This is a genomic window from Chloroflexota bacterium, from assembly GCA_014360805.1.
Lineage (GTDB): Bacteria > Chloroflexota > Anaerolineae > DTLA01 > DTLA01 > DTLA01.
Window position 1 is genome coordinate 20,000 of the sequence record JACIWU010000024.1, and the last position, 16,297, is coordinate 36,296.

Below are 16,297 nucleotides of genomic sequence, written 5' to 3' on the forward strand. Positions count from 1 at the left end.
GTTACCGCACCGTACAAACAGGAGCAAACCGTATCCCTCATTCTGTCGCAAAGGAGGCGCGCATGAAAGAAGTTGTCATCGTCGGAGGAGTCAGAACGGCCATCGGGAGCCACGGAGGAGCGTTCCGCGACGTTCCGGCCCAGGAACTGGCGGCAGCGGTGCTGCGGGAGGTCATCCAGCGCACAGGGGTTGACCCCAACCAGATTGACGATGTCATCATGGGCTGTATCGGCCAGCAGAGCGATGCGCCCAACATCGGCCGCGTCGCCGCCCTCATGGCCGGCATCCCCACCCACGTGCCGGGCTACACGGTGCAGCGCAACTGCGTGTCGGGCATGATGGCCATCACCAACGCCGCCCAGGCCATCAAGGCCGGCGACGGCGACCTGTTTCTGTGCGCCGGCGTGGAGAGCATGTCCACCGCCCCCTACTGTGTCCGCGGCGCACGTTGGGGCCTCAAACTCCGCTCCACCACCTTCATTGACACCCTATGGGAGGGCCTCACCGACCCCGTGTGCGACATGATCATGGGCTACACCGCCGAAAACCTCGCCATGATGTACGGCTTCACCCGCGAGGAACTGGACAAGTACGCGGTGGAATCGCACAAGAAAGCCTTCATGGCCACCCGCACGGGCCGCTTCAAGGACGAAATCGTCCCGTTCCGTGTCTCCAAGAAGGTGGCTGGCCAGGAAGTGGCCTACGAGGAGATCGTGCAGGATGAATGCATCAACCCCGCCCTGTCGGTGCAAAAGGCGGCCCTTTACCCCACCGTCTTCAAGAAGGGCGGCGTCGTAACCCCGGCCAACGCATGCCCCATCAGCGACGGCGCGGCGGCCACCCTGGTGATGTCCAAGGAGAAGGCCGACGCCCTGGGCCTCAAGCCCTGGGCCTACATCCGCGCCTACGCCTACGCCGGCCTCCCGCCGGAGATCATGGGCCTGGGCCCGGCCGTCTCCACCCCCATCGCCCTGAAGAAAGCGGGCCTGACGCTCAAGGACATTGACCTCATTGAGATCAATGAGGCCTTTGCCGCGCAGACCCTCGCCTGCGGGCGGGAACTGGAAGACGAAGGCTGGGACTGGAGCAAGGTCAACGTCAACGGCGGCGCCATCGCCCTGGGCCACCCCGTCGGCTGCACCGGCACCCGCATCGTCGTTACCCTCATGCACGAGATGAACAAGCGCGACGTCCAGTTCGGCCTGGCCACCGCCTGTGTCGGCGGCGGGCTGGGCGGCACCATCATCATTGAGCGCAAATAGCACGGCACAGAAGGAGGCGTAGCATGACCGACGTGATGGCAATGTACAAGGACAAGGCCACCCGCCAGGCATTCATCAGCAAGGGCCTGGAAATCTACAACTCGCTCAAGGCCCAGTTGGAGCCTGCCCACAACGGCGAAATCGTCGCCATAGAACCCAACACCGGCGACCATGTCGTGGGCAAGACCCTGGGCAAGGCCGACAAGGCCATGTTCCAGAAGCACCCCGACACCTGGGTGCTGTTCGTGCGCATCGGCCAGCCCGACGCGAACATCCCGTTGAAAACCTGGTAGCAACCTCGCGCCGGCCGCCATCGGCGCGGTCGGCACCCATATCACGCAAAGAGGAGGGTACGAAGATGTACATTTTCAAAGCCGCTGTTGTAGGCGCTGGCGCCATGGGCGGTGGAATCGCCCAAGTCATCAGTTTCTCCGGCCTGCCCGTCGTCCTCAAGGACATTGACCAGGCCGCCTTGCAGAAGGGCATGGATACCATTCGGAGCATCTACCAGAGCCGCGTGGAAAAAGGCAAAATGAGCGCGGGCGAGATGCAGAGCAAGATGGACCTCGTTACGTCCACCCTCACCTACGACGGCTTTGAGGACGTGGACATCGTCATTGAGGCCGTCCCCGAGAAGATGGCCATCAAGAAGCGCGTCTTCGCCGAACTGGACGAGGTCTGCCCCGAGCACACCATCTTCGCCTCCAACACCAGCGCCCTGTCCATTTCCGAGATGGCCGCCGCCACCAAGCGCCCGGGCAAGGTCATCGGGATGCACTTCTTCAACCCCGCCCACGTCATGAAACTGGTGGAGGTCATCCCGGGCCTGGACACCACCCAAGAAACCGTGGACGACGTGGTAATGTTCACCGAGAGCCTGCGCAAGATCCCCGTCGTCGTGCAGGAATGCCCCGGCTTCCTGGTGAACCGCCTGCTGATGCCCTACCTGAACGAGGCCGTCTATGCCCTGCAGGAAGGCACCGAAAGCGCCACCAATATTGACGCCGCCATGCGCGAATTCGGCTGGCCCATGGGCCCCTTCCAACTGATGGACATGCTCGGAATTGACATCTGCGCCGACGTCGGCGAGTACCTGTACTCCGAGTACGGCGAACGCATGACGCCCGCCTACCTGTTCTTCAAACTCGTGCAGGCCAAGCGTTTCGGCGAGAAGACCGGCGCCGGGTTCTACGACTACCCGGGCACCGGCGACTCCGAAGCCGTCCTCAAGATGATCCAGGAAGTGCAGGCCGAGGGCAAGGCCCAGAAGGGCACCGAGTTCTCCTGGGAGCGGCTCATCATGCCCATGATCAACGAGGCCGTCCTGTGCGTAACCGAGCACGTGGCGGCCGTCAACGACATTGACATGGCCATGATCGCCGGCACCGGCATGACCTACAAGGGCGAGCGCATGGGCCCGCTCCAGTTGGCCGACACCCTGGGCCTGGACTATGTCCTGCAGAAACTGGACGAGTTCACGGCCAAGTACGGCCCGCGTTTCCGCCCGGCCCGACTGCTCAAGACCAAAGTCCGCGCCGGCCACCTGGGCAAGAAGACCGGCAAGGGCTTCATGGAGTACACCACCTAGCGCACGGTCGGCACTGGCGTGGGGCGGGGCCGCCCGCCCCACTTCCCGCGAAACGGCAAACCTATTCTACAGAACACGACGAGAGAAAGGAGCGAGACCATGGGTGAGTACCAGAATGTGAAAGTGTCCGTTGAGGAGCGCATCGCCATCCTGACCATTGACCATCCCCCCGCCAACGCCTTTGACACGCGGACCGTCATGGACCTGAACGCCGCCTTTGACGAGGTCCTGGCCAACCCCGAGGTCAAGGCCATCATCATCACGGGCGCGGGCCAGTTTGCCTTCGTGGCGGGCGCCGACATCAACGAGATCAACGCCCTCAAGGGCCACGACGACGCCAAGGAAGTGGTGGTCAAGGGCCAGCAACTCTTCAGCAAGATTGAGGCCAGCCCCAAACCGGTCATCGCCGCCATCAACGCCGTGTGCCTGGGCGGCGGCAACGAACTGGCCATGTCCTGCCATATCCGCATTGCCTCGGACCGTGCCCGCTTCGGCCAGCCCGAGATCAACCTGGGCATCATCCCCGGCTGGGGCGGCACCCAGCGCCTGCCGCGCTACGTGGGCAAGGGCAAGGCCTTTGAACTCCTGTTCACCGGCGACATGATCACCGCGCAGGAAGCCTTCCGCATCGGCCTGGTGAACAAGGTCGTGCCCGCCGGCGACGTCATCAAAGAGGCCAAGGGCCTGGCCAAGAAGATCGTGTCCAAGTCGGCCCTGTCCCTGGCCGCCATCATTGACGCCGTGAACAAGGGCTTGGAAATGGACCTGCAAGATGCCCTGCTGTACGAGGCCGAGCACTTCGCCAAACTCTGCGAGACCTACGACATGCGCGAGGGTGTGGCCGCCTTCCTGCAGAAGCGCCAGGCCAAGTTTGAAGACCGGTAGGCCCGTCATCTCCCAGGCTCCCGAAGTTCTCCTGACTTCGGGAGCCTGACGCCAACCAAAAGGAGCGCATCTATGGACTTCACATTTCCCAGAGAGTACGAACTCCTTCGCCGCATGATCCGCGAGTTCGCGCAGAACGAGATCGCGCCCATCGCCGAAGAGATTGACGTGGAAGAGAAAGTCCCGATGGACGTCATCCGCAAGGCGGCCAAACTGGGGCTGATGGGCGTGCCCTTCCCGCAGGAATACGGGGGCGCGGGCGCGGGCGAAATCGGCTACTGCATCCTCATGGAGGAAATCAACAAAGTCTGCGGCTCCACCGCCACCGTCATCGGCGCCCACACCGGCATCGGCGCCATGGCCATCTACCTGGACGGCACGCCCGAGCAGAAGGAAAAATACCTCACGCCCCTGGCCCGTGGTGAGAAGATCGCCGCCTTCGCCCTCACCGAACCCAACGCCGGCTCCGATGCCGCGGCCATCCAGACCCGCGCCGTGCGCGACGGCGACAACTACATCCTCAACGGCACGAAAATCTGGATCACCAACGGCGACATCGCCGACATCATCACCGTCTTCGCCGTAACCGACCCGGCCCTGGGCGCGCGCGGCGGCGTTACAGCCTTCATCGTGGAGAAGACCTTCCCCGGCTTCCGCGTGGGCACCAAAGAGACCAAGATGGGCATCCGCGGCTCCTCCACCGCTGAAATCATCTTTGAGGACTGCGTCGTGCCCAAGGAGAACGTCCTGGGCCAGTTTGGCGCGGGCTTCCTCACGGCCCTGAAGACGCTGGACGTGGGGCGCATCAGCCTGGGCGCAGGCTGCCTGGGCGGCGCGCAAGCGGCCTTGGACGCGGCCATTGACTTCGCCAAGAACCGCTACCAGTTTGGCCAGCCCATCGCCCAGAAGCAGGCCATCCAGTGGATGATCGCCGACATGGCCACCGAGATTGAAGCTCTGCGTTCGCTCGTTTACCGCACCGCCTGGATGATGGACTCGGGCAACATGGGCCGCGACTTCAGCACCTACGCCGCCATGTGCAAGGTCTTCGGCTCCGAAGTGTTGGACCGCTGCGTGGACAAGTGCGTGCAAATCCACGGAGGCATGGGCTACATGAAGAAGTACCCCGTGGAGCGGATGTACCGCGACGCCCGCATCACCCGCATCTTTGAGGGCACCAACGAAATCCAGCGCCTTGTCATCGCCACCAACCTGTTCCGCAAAGTCGGCGTCCGCATCCGCTAGAGCGAGCCGCGCAGGAGCAATCACCAGGAGGGCCAATTATGAAGATCGTCGTTACAATCAAACAGGTACCCGACACCACCGAGGTCAAACTGGACCCCCGCACCGGCACGCTCATCCGCGAAGGGGTGCCCAGCATCATCAACCCCGAGGACAAGAACGCGCTGGAAGAGGCGCTGAAACTCAAGGAAAGCCTGGGCGCGCACGTCGTGGTCATCACCATGGGCCCGCCCCAGGCCGATGACGCGCTGCGCGAGGCCCTGGCCATGGGCGCCGACGAGGCTATCCTCCTGTCGGACCGAGCCTTCGCAGGCGCCGACACCTGGGCCACCGCCACCACCCTCGGCATGGCCATCAAGAAGATCGGCGACTACGACCTTATCCTGGCCGGCCGCCAGGCCATTGACGGCGACACCGCCCAGGTAGGCCCCCAGTTGGCCGAATATCTGGGCATCCCCCAGATCACCTACGTAACCGAACTGACGCTCACCGACGGCGGCGTGCGCGCCAAACGCAAACTGGAAGACGGGTATGAGATCATAGAAGCCCGGCTGCCCGCGCTGCTCACCATCACCAAAGAGGCCAACAAGCCCCGGTATCCCACCGCGCCCGGCATCATCACCGCCTACCGCGCGCGCCAGGTAACGCTGTGGACATCCCAAGACCTGGGCGCGGAGCCCGGGACGCTGGGACTGGAAGGCTCGCCCACCCAGGTGCGGCGCTCCTTCAGCCCGCCGGCCAAGGAGCCGGGCGAGACCATCACCGCGCCGCCCGACGAGGCCGCACGGCAAATCCTGAGCCGACTCAGAGCGCGCAACATCATTCAGGGATGAGGCGAGTCCGACGTCTCCGAAGGAACCGCTCGGGCCTCCGGAGTCTCGCGCATCGCACCGCGAAGGGACACAGCGCATGGCAACGGTCATCGTATCGGCCGCGCGGACGCCTTTCGGGCGTTTTGGCGGCACGCTAAAAGACACGCCCGCGGTGGAACTGGGCGCGTGGGCAATCCGCGCGGCCTGCTCCCGCGTCGCGCTGGCGCTGGATGAGCGCGATCAGGTCATCCTGGGCCACTGCGTAGGCGGGGGCGTGGGCCAGGTGCCCGCGCGCCAGGCTGCCCTGCGCGCCGGCGTGCCCGTCGCCGTTGGCGCCATGTCCCTCAACACGGCCTGCACCTCGGCGCTGAACGCCGTCATCTGGGGCGACCTGCTCATCCAGAGCCGCCGCGCCCGTTGGGTCGTCGCCGGCGGCATGGAGAACATGAGCCAGTCGCCCTACATCCTGCCGCGCGCCCGCTGGGGCTACCGCCTGGGCGACGGCCCCCTCGTGGACGACCTGACGGCGTCGCTCACCTGCCCGCTGGGGGGCAAGCACATGGGCGACTACGCCAATGACGCCGCCAAAGCCTACGGCATCACGCGGGCCGCGCAGGACGAATGGGCGCTCCGCAGCCATCGGCGGTACTTCGCCGCCAAAGACGCGGGGTTCTTCCGAGACGAAATCGCGCCGGCCACGGTCAAGGTCGGCAAGACCGAGACCACCCTGGACACGGACGAGCAGCCCCGCGCCGACACCACGCTGGAGAAACTCGCCGCCCTGCCCCCGGCCTTCTCACCCGAAGGGACGGTAACGGCAGGCAACGCCCCAGGGCTAAACGACGGCGCGGCGGCCCTTGTCCTCATGGACGAGGCCGACGCCCGCGCGCTGGGCCTGCAACCCCTGGCCTGGATCGTCGGCGCGGCCCAGGTCTCCGACGAGCCGCCGCGCATCAGCACCGTCCCTGCCGACACCGCCCGAAGGCTTCTCGCCGAGCACGGTCTGCGCCCCCGCGACGTGGACCTCTGGGAAATCAACGAGGCGTTCGCGGCCGTGCCCCTCATCTGCATCCGCGAACTGGACATTGACCCGGAGCGCGTCAACGTCAACGGCGGGGCGGTCGCCATCGGCCACCCCGTGGGGGCCACGGGCTCCCGCATCCTCATGACGCTGGCCTACGAGATGCGCCGCCGCGGGGCGGCTCTGGGCGTCGCCACGCTGTGCGGCGCTGGCGCCAACGGCGCGGCGGTGCTCCTGGCCTCGGATCCGAACGCCGCCAAACCGAAAGCGCGCTCCGCAGCAAGTACCCGCAAGCGCCCCAACCCCGCCGACGAGAAGCCGAGCGGACCGCCCCCGCTGCGCTTCGCCCTGTTTGATCTGGACCAGACCCTGTACCCCATGAGTTCGGGCCTCATGGACGAGGTGGGTCGCCTCATCAAGCAGTACATGCGCGAGCGGTGCGGCTTCGCCGAAGGTGAAATCGTCGCCCTGCGCGACCGGTACTTCCGCGAGTATGGCACCACTCTGCGCGGGCTGATGCTCCACCACAACGTGGACCCCGAAGACTACCTGGCCTACGTCCACAACCTGCCGCTGGAACGGTTCATCGCGCCGAACCCCGCCCTGGACAAGGCCCTGGCCGCGCTCCCGCTCACCAAGGTCGTGTTCACCAATGCCAGCGAAGCCCATGCCCGGCGGGTGCTCAGCCTCCTCGGCGTGGAGCGCCACTTCTCCGCCATCATAGACATCAAGGCTGTTCGTTATGTAAACAAGCCGGACCCCGAAGCCTACGAGTTGGCGCTTGCCCTGCTGGACGCCCGCCCCGAGGAGTGCCTCTTGTTGGACGACACGCCGCGCAACCTGGTGCCTGGGCGCACGATGGGCATGATCACCGTCCTGGTGGGCAGCGATGACCCCGACGATGCCCACTTTGCCATCCCGCGTATAGAAGACCTGCCGCGTATCACGGCGCTGCTGGACGGCCGGCTGCCGAGCAAGGGTGAGGGGGCGCCATGATGGACAAGACCTGCTCCCTCGCCCAGGCCGTTCGCGCCATCGCGCCCGGCAGCCTCCTCGCCATCGGCGGCCTCATGCTCCACCGCCGCCCTATGGCCGCCGTGCGCGAGATCATCCGCGCGCGCATCGGCGACCTGACCCTGCTCGGCGCCACGCTGGGGCTGGACGCCGACCTCCTGGTAGGCGCGGGCCTGGTGCGACGCGTCCGCACGTGCTACTTCGGCCTGGAAGCCTTCGGCCTGGCGCCCATGTTCACCCGCGCAGCCCCGGCAGGCGCGCTGGAAATCGTGGAGGAGACGGAAACCAGCATCGCTTGCGGCCTGCGCGCTACGCTCGCCCGCGTCGGGTTTATCGCGTCGCCCGCATGGATGGGCACGGACTTCCTGCGCGTGCGGCCCGACGTGCGCACCGTCGCCGACCCGTACACCGGCGAGACGTGCGTCGCCTTCCCGGCCATCGCCCCCGACGTGGCCCTCATCCATGCCCTGGAAGCCGACCCTATGGGCAACGCCATCCTGGGCGGCAACCTGGCCGTGGACTGGGAACTGAGCCTCACGGCGCGAACCGTCATCGTAACGGCCGAGCGCATCGTGCCGCGTCTGTCGGCCGAGGCCGACCTGCTGGGGCAGCGCGTTACCCATGTGGTGGCCGCGCCCAACGGCGCTGCGCCCACATCCTGCCATCCGCTGTATCCGCTGGATGCCCAGGCCATCCTCGCCTACGTGGAAACCTGTGCGTCCGACCGATTCCAGGAATACCTGAGCGCGTGGCTGCAAACATGAAACCGGAATTCACGCCCGACGAAATCATCGCCACATGCATCAGCCGACGGCTCCGCGATGGCGACATCGTGGTGCAGGGCCTCTCCACGCCCTTGACCCTCGCCGGCTACATCCTGGCCAAATGTACCCACGCGCCCAACCTGGTGCTGGCCTCGGCGGTGGGCATGGCCGTTACGCTGGACTGGAAGCCGCTGTCGCTCCTGCGCGACGAGGCCATGTGGCTGGACCGCCCGCTGCGCCGCATGAACTTCCCGTCCATCTGCCGCGAGATTCTGCCCACGCTGGAGCCGCGCGAATTCCTGCGCCCCGCCCAAGTAGACCCGCGCGGCCATTTCAACAACGTCTGCATCGGCGACTGGCGTCGGCCCCGGCTGCGGCTCCCCGGCTGCGGCGGCATCGCCGACATCACGCCCATCTACCGGCGGGTGGAACTCTACGTGCCGCGCCACGACGCCCGCGTCTTCGTGCCGGCGGTGGACTTCATCAGCGGCGTGGGCCACATCCCCGACCGCCCTCGCGACTGGTATCTGGTCAGCGACCTGGCCACATTTGACCTGGACGAGGGCCAGGTGCGGCTCGTCAGCCTGCACCCGGGCGTGTCATTGGACGACGTGTGGGCGCGCACGGGCTTTCCGCTACGGGTGGCCAGCCCGCTATCGGAAACCCCGCCGCCCACCGCCGAAGAGTTGCGCCTGCTCCGAGAGGAGATTGACCCGCTCGGCATCCGCAAACTGGAGACCGTGGGCGGGGCCGCGCGGGCCCAATTGTTGAAAGAAATCATCCACCGGGAGATGCACTCTCAACGGCGAGACTCCCGGCCCTACACCATCACTCAATGAGGAGGACCCATGTCGTTACCCGTTCAACCCGTAGAAACCGAAGTTACCACCGACTGGGACGCCAAGTTCGCCGGCCGCGCCGTCAAGATGACCAGTTCCGTCATCCGCGAACTGCTCAAACTCACCGAGAAGCCCGACATCATCTCGTTCGCAGGCGGGTTGCCCGCCGCCGAACTGTTCCCCATCCGCGAGTTCCGCGAGGCATGCGAATACGTCCTCACCACCAACGGCAGCAAGGCGCTCCAGTACGGCGCTACCGAGGGTTACACGCCCCTGCGCGAGTACCTCTGCGAGAAGATGCAGAAGTACGGCGTCCCCGCCGAGGTGGAAAACATCATCATCACCAACGGCTCGCAGCAGGCGCTGGACCTCATCGGGCGCATCTTCCTGGACAAGGGCGATGTCGTCATCACCGAGCGGCCCACCTACCTGGGCGCGCTCCAGGCGTGGCGCGCCTACGAGCCGCAATTCGCAACCGTGCCCCTGGACGACGACGGCATGTGCGTGGATGAACTGGAGCCTGTGCTCAAGGCCCACCAGGGCAAGGTCAAGTTCATCTACGTCCTGCCCAACTTCCACAACCCGGCGGGTACCACGCTCCCGCTGGAGCGCCGCGCAGAACTGGTGCGCCTGGCCGCTAAGTACGGCGTGCCCATCATAGAAGACGACCCCTACGGCGAACTGCGCTTTGAGGGCGAGGACATCACGCCCATAGAGACGCTGCACAAGGAGAACGTCATCTACCTGAGCACGTTCTCCAAGACCCTGGCGCCGGGCATCCGCATCGGCTGGGTTACCGCGCCGTCCAAGATCATCAGCAAACTGGTGCAGGCCAAGCAGGGCGCGGATTTGCACACGGGCGTCTTCGTGCAGATGGTGGCTCACGACATCTGCAGCCGCGGCCTGCTACGCGCCCACGTCAAGAAGGTGCGCGAGGCCTACTACGAGCGGCGCAACGCCATGCTCCACGCCATGGAGGAGCAGTTCCCCAGCGGCGTAACCTGGACGCGGCCACAGGGCGGCCTATTCCTATGGGTACGCCTGCCCGAGCGGGTCAACACCACCGAGTTCCTGAAAATCGCATTGGAGGAGAAAGTCGCCTATGTTCCAGGCGCCGCGTTCTACCCGGACGAAGGCGGCCACAACACCATGCGCCTCAACTTCTCCTACTGCCGTCCGGAAATGATCCGCGAAGGCATCCAGCGCCTGGCCCGCGCCATCATGCGCGAATTCGGATGAGAGGCTATCCGCGAGCGCCCCTGCGCGTTCGCACCGTTGATCCCACCAACTACTGCCAGCGAGGAGGTCAAGGATGGAACTGAAGGTCATTGAGGAAAAATGCACAGCGTGTGGCACCTGCCAGATGGTCTGCCCATTTGGAGCCATTGAGGTCAAGGGCAACGTGGTCGTCGTGTACGAGACGTGCGTCTCCTGCGGCATCTGCGTGGAGGCCTGCCCCGAGCAGGCGCTGGTCCTGGGCGAAATGCCCACCACCGGCGTGCGCCTGAGCGACTACCGCAACGTGTGGGTCTTCGCCGAGCAGCGCGACGGCATGCTGACCAAAGTGGCCCGCCAACTCTTGGGCAAGGCCCGCGAACTCGCCGACACCCTGGGCGCCAAGGCTATCGCCGTGCTCCTGGGCCACAACGTGGACAACCTGGCCCAGGAACTCATCTGGTACGGGGCCGACGAGGTGCTCCTGGCCGATCACCCGTTGCTGGAACACTACCGCACCGACGCTTACACCAAGGTTTTCGCCAACTTGGTGCAGGAGAAGAAGCCGGAGATCGTCCTGTTCGGCGCGACCCACATCGGCCGCGACCTGGCCCCGCGCGTGGCCCAGCGCCTTCACACCGGCCTCACCGCCGACTGCACCGGCCTGGACATAGACGAGAGCGAGCGACTCCTGCTCCAGACCCGACCGGCCTTCGGCGGCAACATCATGGCCACCATCGCCTGCCCGCGCCACCGCCCGCAGATGGCCACCGTGCGCCCTGGCGTCATGCGCGCCCTGCCCGAGGACAAGACCCGCACCGGCGAGATCACCCGCGTGGACGTGGACCTGTCGGAGAGCGACCTGATGACGAAGATCCTGGAAGTCATCAAGGAGGGCAAACACACCGTGGACCTGGAAGAGGCCAAAGTCATCGTAACGGGCGGGCGCGGCCTGGGTGGCCCCGACGGGTTCAAACTCATTGAGCAACTGGCCACCGTCCTAGGCGGGGCCGTCGGCGCTTCCCGCGCGGCCGTGGACGCGGGCTGGATCTCCCATGACCATCAAGTGGGCCAGACCGGCAAGACCGTGCACCCCGAACTCTACATCGCCTGTGGGGTGTCGGGAGCCATCCAGCACCAGGCCGGCATGAAGGACGCCAAGTACATCATCGCCATCAACAAAGACCCGTCGGCGCCCATCTTCCAGATTGCCGACTTTGGCGTGGTGGGCGACCTGTACAAGGTCATCCCAGCCCTCATCAAGGAGATTGAGGCAGCCACCGCAGGAACCGCTGTGTAATGCTACGTAACACGTGCGACGCACCTGCGCGGTGCGTCGCACGTGAAGGTTGAACTGCACATGCGCAGTGCGTCGCATGGGTGCGATGCGTCGCAAGGGGAATCCATCAGCAAGGAGGCCACGCGCCGTGGCGGAAACCGTAACCCGCCTCCGCGTTCGGTACGCCGAAACGGACGCCATGGGGATCGTCCACCATTCGGCATACGCCGTCTGGTTTGAGGCTGGACGGACCGATTTCTTCCGCGCCGCCGGCCTCGCCTATGCCGAGTGTGAAGCCAGGGGCATCTTCCTGCCCGTTACCGAACTGTACGCGCGCTTCTCGCACCCAGCCTTCTACGACGAGGAGGTGACGATCTGCACGCGCCTCGCCGAACTCCGAAGCCGCGGCATCACCTTCCGCTACGAGGTGCGTAACGCCGCCGACCTACTCCTTGCCACGGGCCACACCCGCCACATTTGCGTCACCAAGAACCGAGAAGTTCAGTCCATCCCTATATGGCTTCGTCAAATCCTAGCCGGAGGGGCCAGCGCTCTATGACAACGCCGCGCGTTTCCGAGAGCACGCTCCGCGTGCGTTTCGCCGAAACCGACGCCCAGGGCATCGTGTACTACGCCAACTACTTCGTGTGGTTTGAGGTGGGGCGCGTCAACTACCTGCGCGAGGTCGGGTTTGACATCCCCCGCCGCGAGAAGGAAGGCATCACCTTCGTCATCGCCGAGGCGCGGTGCAGGTATCACGCCTCGGCCCGCTTTGACGACCCCATCCTCGTCCGCACGTGGGTGAGCCAGGTTCGGCAGCGCAGTTTCACGTTCTCGTACCAGGTCATCAACCAGGAGACCGGCATCCTGTTGGCCGAAGGGGAGACCGTTCAGGTGATGATGGACCCCAAGACGCTCCGCCCCATACGCATACCCGACGAGTTCCGGGCCCAATTGTTGTCGGAGCAGAACCCGTGATCCAGACCGAGCAGATAGGCGCGGTTACCAAGTTCCGCCTGGCCAGGGGCTTCCTCCGGCGCCCGGCCTACTGGACGGCCGCCTACTTCGTGGATGGCCTGCTGGTGGACACGGGCTGCCACTTCACCGCCCGCGAACTGTGCGCCGCCCTCCGCCGCCAGACCGTGCGCTTCATCGTCAACACCCACCACCACGAGGATCACATCGGCGCCAACGCCGAGATCGCCCGCGAGCACGGCGCGACCATCTACGCCCACCCGCTGGCACTGCCCTACCTGCGCGACCCGTCGCTCATCCGTATGCAACTGTATCGGCGAATCTTCTGGGGTTGGCCCACGCCGTCGGAGGGTCGCGAAGCCCCGCCCGAAATCGCGACCGAGCATCACCGCTTCCAGGTCATCCACACGCCAGGCCACAGCCCGGACCACATCCTCATCTACGAACCCAGCGAGGGCTGGGCCTTCACCGGCGACCTGTTCATCGGCGGCAAGGACCGCGCCTACCGGCCCGACTACGACATCCGCGCCACCCTGGACTCGCTCCGCCATCTGGCGGCGCTGGACATCTCGTACCTGTTCCCGGGCAGCGGCAGCGTGCGCCCCAACCCCCGCCGCGAAATCCTGGACAAGATCGCCTACCTGGAGGAGTTGCAAGTGCGCATCCGCCAACTCCACGACCGCGGATGGGACGAGAAGCGCATCGCCCGTGCCCTGTTCGGCCGCGAAGGCACGCTCACCTACCTGACGGGCGGCCATTTCTCCAGCGTCAACCTGGTTCGTGTATTCTTGAGGGACACATGACCGTCGCCATCGTGCGCAGCACCCTGGACCAGGTCGCCGAAGCCCTGGCCCAGGCGCTGGACCGAATCGCATACAAGCCGACCCGCGAGGCCATCTTCATCAAGCCCAACGTGCCCGACTACGGCCCGCCCGGCATTGGCCTGTTCACCGATCCCGCCGTGGTGGAAGGGCTGCTGCGCTACTTCGCGGGCCGCCCCATCGTCATCGGCGAGGGCGCCATCGTGGGCCGCTCGGCCATGGAAGCGTTCCGCCGCACAGGCTACGCCGACCTGGCCCGGCGCTACGGCGCGCAACTGGCGGACCTGAACGACGCGCCCCGCGTGGAGGTGGAATGGGAATTCGGCAGAATCCGACTGCCGGCGCTGCTCCAGACCCACGAGTACGTCAACGTTGCCAAGATGAAGACCCACATCCAGACCGGCGTAACGCTGGGCCTGAAGAACCAGAAGGGCCTGCTCACCGAAGCCGACAAGAAGCGGTTCCACAAGATCGGGCTGGACCGCGCCATACCGGCCTTGGCCCGCGTCGCAAGGCCTCACCTCACCGTGGTGGACGGCATCGTAGCCCTGGAGGGGTTGGGGCCGTGGCGCTTCGGCACGCCCGTGGACATGGGCATCCTTGTGGCGGGCACCGACGTGGTAGAGGTGGACAACGCCTGCCTGGCGCTGATGGGTATGCCCCGCGAGCGAGCGCCGCACATCCCACCAGCGCCCGTCCATGCCGTGGGCGTGCCCATTCCGGAAGCCGCGCGCCCGTTCGCGCTGGACTATCCCGGCTACTTCCGCTATCATAATGTATACGAACATGTCTCGGACTCGTGCAGCGGATGCAACGCCGCCCTCTACCTCGCCTTCCGCGCACTACGCAAATCCCGATGGGGCCGCATTCGCCTGTTGTGGAGCGGGCAACTGCGCCGCACCGACATCGTCCTGGGGAGCGGCGCGGCCCTGCCTGCGGATCATGGCCGTGTGCTCTGCGTGGGCGACTGCGCGGCGGCCTTCGCACGCAAGGGCGGCTTCCGACTTGTTCGTGGCTGCCCGCCCGACCCGGCGGAAATCGCCCGCCGCGTCTAGCACGGGAGCGGAAAGGATGTGTCAATATTATGTCAAATAGTTCACAGGAGGCTTTATGAAAGCGCCGCTTGGAGTGCTCAACCTGCACGGGTTTACGTCAAGCCTGGACTGTGTCAACGGCCTCAACCCCTACATTGAGGCCCTGGGCCTGCCCTACCGCATGCCCGTACTCCGCGGGCACATGCAAACGCCCGAGGCCCTGATCGGCGTAACCTGGCGGGACTGGTACGCCGACGCCGAGGCCGCCCTGAAGGACCTGCTCACCGAGGCCGAAAAGGCCGTCGTCGTGGGCCTGTCCATGGGAGGGCTGGTGGCTCTGCACCTGGCTGCCGAACACCCCGACCAGGTGGACGCCATCGCCCTCGTAGCCGCGGCGCTCAAACTGCGCAACCCGCTCGCGCCGGGGAACGCGCTGGCCTTCCTGCAACCCATCGTCGGCAAACTCGTCCGATGGTGGCCCATGCCGCCCAACTACGCCGACAAGGAATTGGAAAAGTACGACACCAACTACGACCGCGCCCCCATGGACGCCATCCTGTCTTTTCTGGACTACACCACCTACGTCGAGGGCCGCCTGCCCGAGGTCCGCGCTCCCGCCCTCATCATCCAGTCGCACAAGGACCAGACGGTGGCCCCCAACTCGGCCCAGATCATCCACGACCGCATCGCCTCCACCGACAAACGTATCGTCTGGTTTGAGCGAAGCCACCACGAGATGATGCGCGACCTGGAGCGGGAGAAAGTCTTTGAGACGATCCAGGCGTTCCTGAAAGAGCGCCTGGCCAAGGTCAAGGCATAGACCTATCCCTTTGCCTACGATGGCCGTCGCACAGGGAGGTGCCGTATGTGAACAGACGTGCAGAACCACAGAATCGGAGCCGTCCGCGCTGAGGCCGCCACAGGCCCATGCCCAACGTCCGGTAAATCGTTCGCATAGAGTACGAGGAGGAGGTAGGAAAATGGAAAAGCCCTGGCACAAGTTCTATGATGAGTCAGTTCCCAAGCACATTGACTACCCGGCGATCCCCCTGCACGAACTGTTGAGGCGCTCGGCCCAGAAGCACCCCGACCGTGTCGCCCTCATCTACGGCGCGCCGCTGGGGTCCCGCTACATGGCGAAGAAGATCACCTTCCGCGAACTGGATGAACTGGTTACCCGATTCGCGGCGGGCCTCCAGAAACTGGGCGTGAAGAAAGGCGACCGCGTGGCCCTCTACCTGCCCAACTGCCCGCAGTACATCATCGCGTACTACGGCGCGGCCCGCGCGGGCGCAGTCATCGTGCCCTGCAACCCCCTGTACGTGGCCCGCGAGTTGGAGCACCAGGTCAACGACTCGGGCGCGGAAACCCTCATCGCTCTCACAGCCTTCTACGGCAACGTCAAGCAGGTGCGCGCCAACACGCCGCTCAAACGCGTCATCGTTACCAGCATCAAGGAGTACTTCCCGGGCCTGCTGCGCACCCTGTTCACCGTCGCCAAAGAGAAAAAAGAAGGCCACGCATTGAGCATTGAGGGCGAGAAGGA

Annotated in this window: 17 protein-coding genes; all 17 read left to right on the plus strand. The window is 65.4% G+C overall.

The window, feature by feature from the left end; genetic code table 11:
• Nucleotides 1-62: 62 nt before the first annotated feature.
• Nucleotides 63-1,262: a thiolase family protein gene (locus tag H5T65_05915; GenBank protein ID MBC7258763.1), complete on the plus strand. Its 1,200-nt coding sequence runs from the start codon at nucleotides 63-65 to the stop codon at nucleotides 1,260-1,262.
• 23 nt (nucleotides 1,263-1,285) lie between these two features.
• Nucleotides 1,286-1,555: a hypothetical protein gene (locus tag H5T65_05920; protein MBC7258764.1), complete on the plus strand. Its 270-nt coding sequence runs from the start codon at nucleotides 1,286-1,288 to the stop codon at nucleotides 1,553-1,555.
• Between the two features lie 65 nt (nucleotides 1,556-1,620).
• On the plus strand, nucleotides 1,621-2,850 hold the full coding sequence (locus tag H5T65_05925) for a 3-hydroxyacyl-CoA dehydrogenase (protein ID MBC7258765.1): 1,230 nt from the start codon (nucleotides 1,621-1,623) through the stop codon (nucleotides 2,848-2,850).
• A gap of 99 nt (nucleotides 2,851-2,949) precedes the next feature.
• Nucleotides 2,950-3,735 (plus strand): enoyl-CoA hydratase/isomerase family protein, encoded by a 786-nt coding sequence (locus tag H5T65_05930; GenBank protein ID MBC7258766.1) that lies wholly within the window; start codon nucleotides 2,950-2,952, stop codon nucleotides 3,733-3,735.
• A 72-nt stretch (nucleotides 3,736-3,807) separates the two neighbouring features.
• Complete coding sequence (locus H5T65_05935; GenBank protein MBC7258767.1) at nucleotides 3,808-4,980, plus strand: acyl-CoA dehydrogenase family protein; 1,173 nt, start codon at nucleotides 3,808-3,810, stop codon at nucleotides 4,978-4,980.
• Nucleotides 4,981-5,018: 38 nt separating this feature from the next.
• The gene (locus tag H5T65_05940; GenBank protein ID MBC7258768.1) at nucleotides 5,019-5,810 is read left to right on the plus strand and encodes an electron transfer flavoprotein subunit beta/FixA family protein; all 792 of its coding nucleotides are present in this window, start codon (nucleotides 5,019-5,021) and stop codon (nucleotides 5,808-5,810) included.
• Between the two features lie 76 nt (nucleotides 5,811-5,886).
• Nucleotides 5,887-7,806 carry a pyrimidine 5'-nucleotidase gene (locus tag H5T65_05945; GenBank protein ID MBC7258769.1) on the plus strand — a complete coding sequence of 640 codons (1,920 nt, stop codon included), beginning with the start codon at nucleotides 5,887-5,889 and terminating at the stop codon, nucleotides 7,804-7,806.
• On the plus strand, nucleotides 7,803-8,588 hold the full coding sequence (locus tag H5T65_05950; GenBank protein ID MBC7258770.1) for a CoA transferase subunit A: 786 nt from the start codon (nucleotides 7,803-7,805) through the stop codon (nucleotides 8,586-8,588). Before H5T65_05945 ends, H5T65_05950 begins: the two co-directional genes overlap by 4 nt.
• Entirely contained in the window at nucleotides 8,585-9,427 is an 843-nt protein-coding gene (locus H5T65_05955; GenBank protein MBC7258771.1) for a hypothetical protein, read from the plus strand. The genes H5T65_05950 and H5T65_05955 overlap by 4 nt, the downstream gene beginning before the upstream one ends.
• A gap of 9 nt (nucleotides 9,428-9,436) precedes the next feature.
• The gene (locus tag H5T65_05960) at nucleotides 9,437-10,666 is read left to right on the plus strand and encodes a PLP-dependent aminotransferase family protein (GenBank protein MBC7258772.1); all 1,230 of its coding nucleotides are present in this window, start codon (nucleotides 9,437-9,439) and stop codon (nucleotides 10,664-10,666) included.
• Nucleotides 10,667-10,739: 73 nt separating this feature from the next.
• Nucleotides 10,740-11,942 carry an electron transfer flavoprotein subunit alpha gene (locus tag H5T65_05965; protein MBC7258773.1) on the plus strand — a complete coding sequence of 401 codons (1,203 nt, stop codon included), beginning with the start codon at nucleotides 10,740-10,742 and terminating at the stop codon, nucleotides 11,940-11,942.
• 127 nt (nucleotides 11,943-12,069) lie between these two features.
• A complete protein-coding gene (locus tag H5T65_05970; protein ID MBC7258774.1) occupies nucleotides 12,070-12,480 on the plus strand; it encodes an acyl-CoA thioesterase in 411 nt (136 codons plus the stop codon).
• The gene (locus tag H5T65_05975) at nucleotides 12,477-12,899 is read left to right on the plus strand and encodes an acyl-CoA thioesterase (protein MBC7258775.1); all 423 of its coding nucleotides are present in this window, start codon (nucleotides 12,477-12,479) and stop codon (nucleotides 12,897-12,899) included. The genes H5T65_05970 and H5T65_05975 overlap by 4 nt, the downstream gene beginning before the upstream one ends.
• Entirely contained in the window at nucleotides 12,896-13,699 is an 804-nt protein-coding gene (locus H5T65_05980; protein MBC7258776.1) for an MBL fold metallo-hydrolase, read from the plus strand. Before H5T65_05975 ends, H5T65_05980 begins: the two co-directional genes overlap by 4 nt.
• Nucleotides 13,696-14,772 carry a DUF362 domain-containing protein gene (locus H5T65_05985; GenBank protein ID MBC7258777.1) on the plus strand — a complete coding sequence of 359 codons (1,077 nt, stop codon included), beginning with the start codon at nucleotides 13,696-13,698 and terminating at the stop codon, nucleotides 14,770-14,772. Before H5T65_05980 ends, H5T65_05985 begins: the two co-directional genes overlap by 4 nt.
• Before the next feature lie 55 nt (nucleotides 14,773-14,827).
• On the plus strand, nucleotides 14,828-15,571 hold the full coding sequence (locus H5T65_05990) for an alpha/beta fold hydrolase (protein MBC7258778.1): 744 nt from the start codon (nucleotides 14,828-14,830) through the stop codon (nucleotides 15,569-15,571).
• A 160-nt stretch (nucleotides 15,572-15,731) separates the two neighbouring features.
• Nucleotides 15,732-16,297 (plus strand): AMP-binding protein (locus H5T65_05995; protein MBC7258779.1); only part of this gene is annotated, 566 nt, incomplete at its 3' end.

Coding starts and splice junctions, on each gene's coding strand:
- H5T65_05915 (MBC7258763.1), top strand. CDS start 63: ATGAAAGAAGTTGTCATCGTCGGAGGAGTCAGAACGGCCATCGGGAGC.
- H5T65_05920 (MBC7258764.1), top strand. CDS start 1,286: ATGACCGACGTGATGGCAATGTACAAGGACAAGGCCACCCGCCAGGCA.
- H5T65_05925 (MBC7258765.1), top strand. CDS start 1,621: ATGTACATTTTCAAAGCCGCTGTTGTAGGCGCTGGCGCCATGGGCGGT.
- H5T65_05930 (MBC7258766.1), top strand. CDS start 2,950: ATGGGTGAGTACCAGAATGTGAAAGTGTCCGTTGAGGAGCGCATCGCC.
- H5T65_05935 (MBC7258767.1), top strand. CDS start 3,808: ATGGACTTCACATTTCCCAGAGAGTACGAACTCCTTCGCCGCATGATC.
- H5T65_05940 (MBC7258768.1), top strand. CDS start 5,019: ATGAAGATCGTCGTTACAATCAAACAGGTACCCGACACCACCGAGGTC.
- H5T65_05945 (MBC7258769.1), top strand. CDS start 5,887: ATGGCAACGGTCATCGTATCGGCCGCGCGGACGCCTTTCGGGCGTTTT.
- H5T65_05950 (MBC7258770.1), top strand. CDS start 7,803: ATGATGGACAAGACCTGCTCCCTCGCCCAGGCCGTTCGCGCCATCGCG.
- H5T65_05955 (MBC7258771.1), top strand. CDS start 8,585: ATGAAACCGGAATTCACGCCCGACGAAATCATCGCCACATGCATCAGC.
- H5T65_05960 (MBC7258772.1), top strand. CDS start 9,437: ATGTCGTTACCCGTTCAACCCGTAGAAACCGAAGTTACCACCGACTGG.
- H5T65_05965 (MBC7258773.1), top strand. CDS start 10,740: ATGGAACTGAAGGTCATTGAGGAAAAATGCACAGCGTGTGGCACCTGC.
- H5T65_05975 (MBC7258775.1), top strand. CDS start 12,477: ATGACAACGCCGCGCGTTTCCGAGAGCACGCTCCGCGTGCGTTTCGCC.
- H5T65_05985 (MBC7258777.1), top strand. CDS start 13,696: ATGACCGTCGCCATCGTGCGCAGCACCCTGGACCAGGTCGCCGAAGCC.
- H5T65_05990 (MBC7258778.1), top strand. CDS start 14,828: ATGAAAGCGCCGCTTGGAGTGCTCAACCTGCACGGGTTTACGTCAAGC.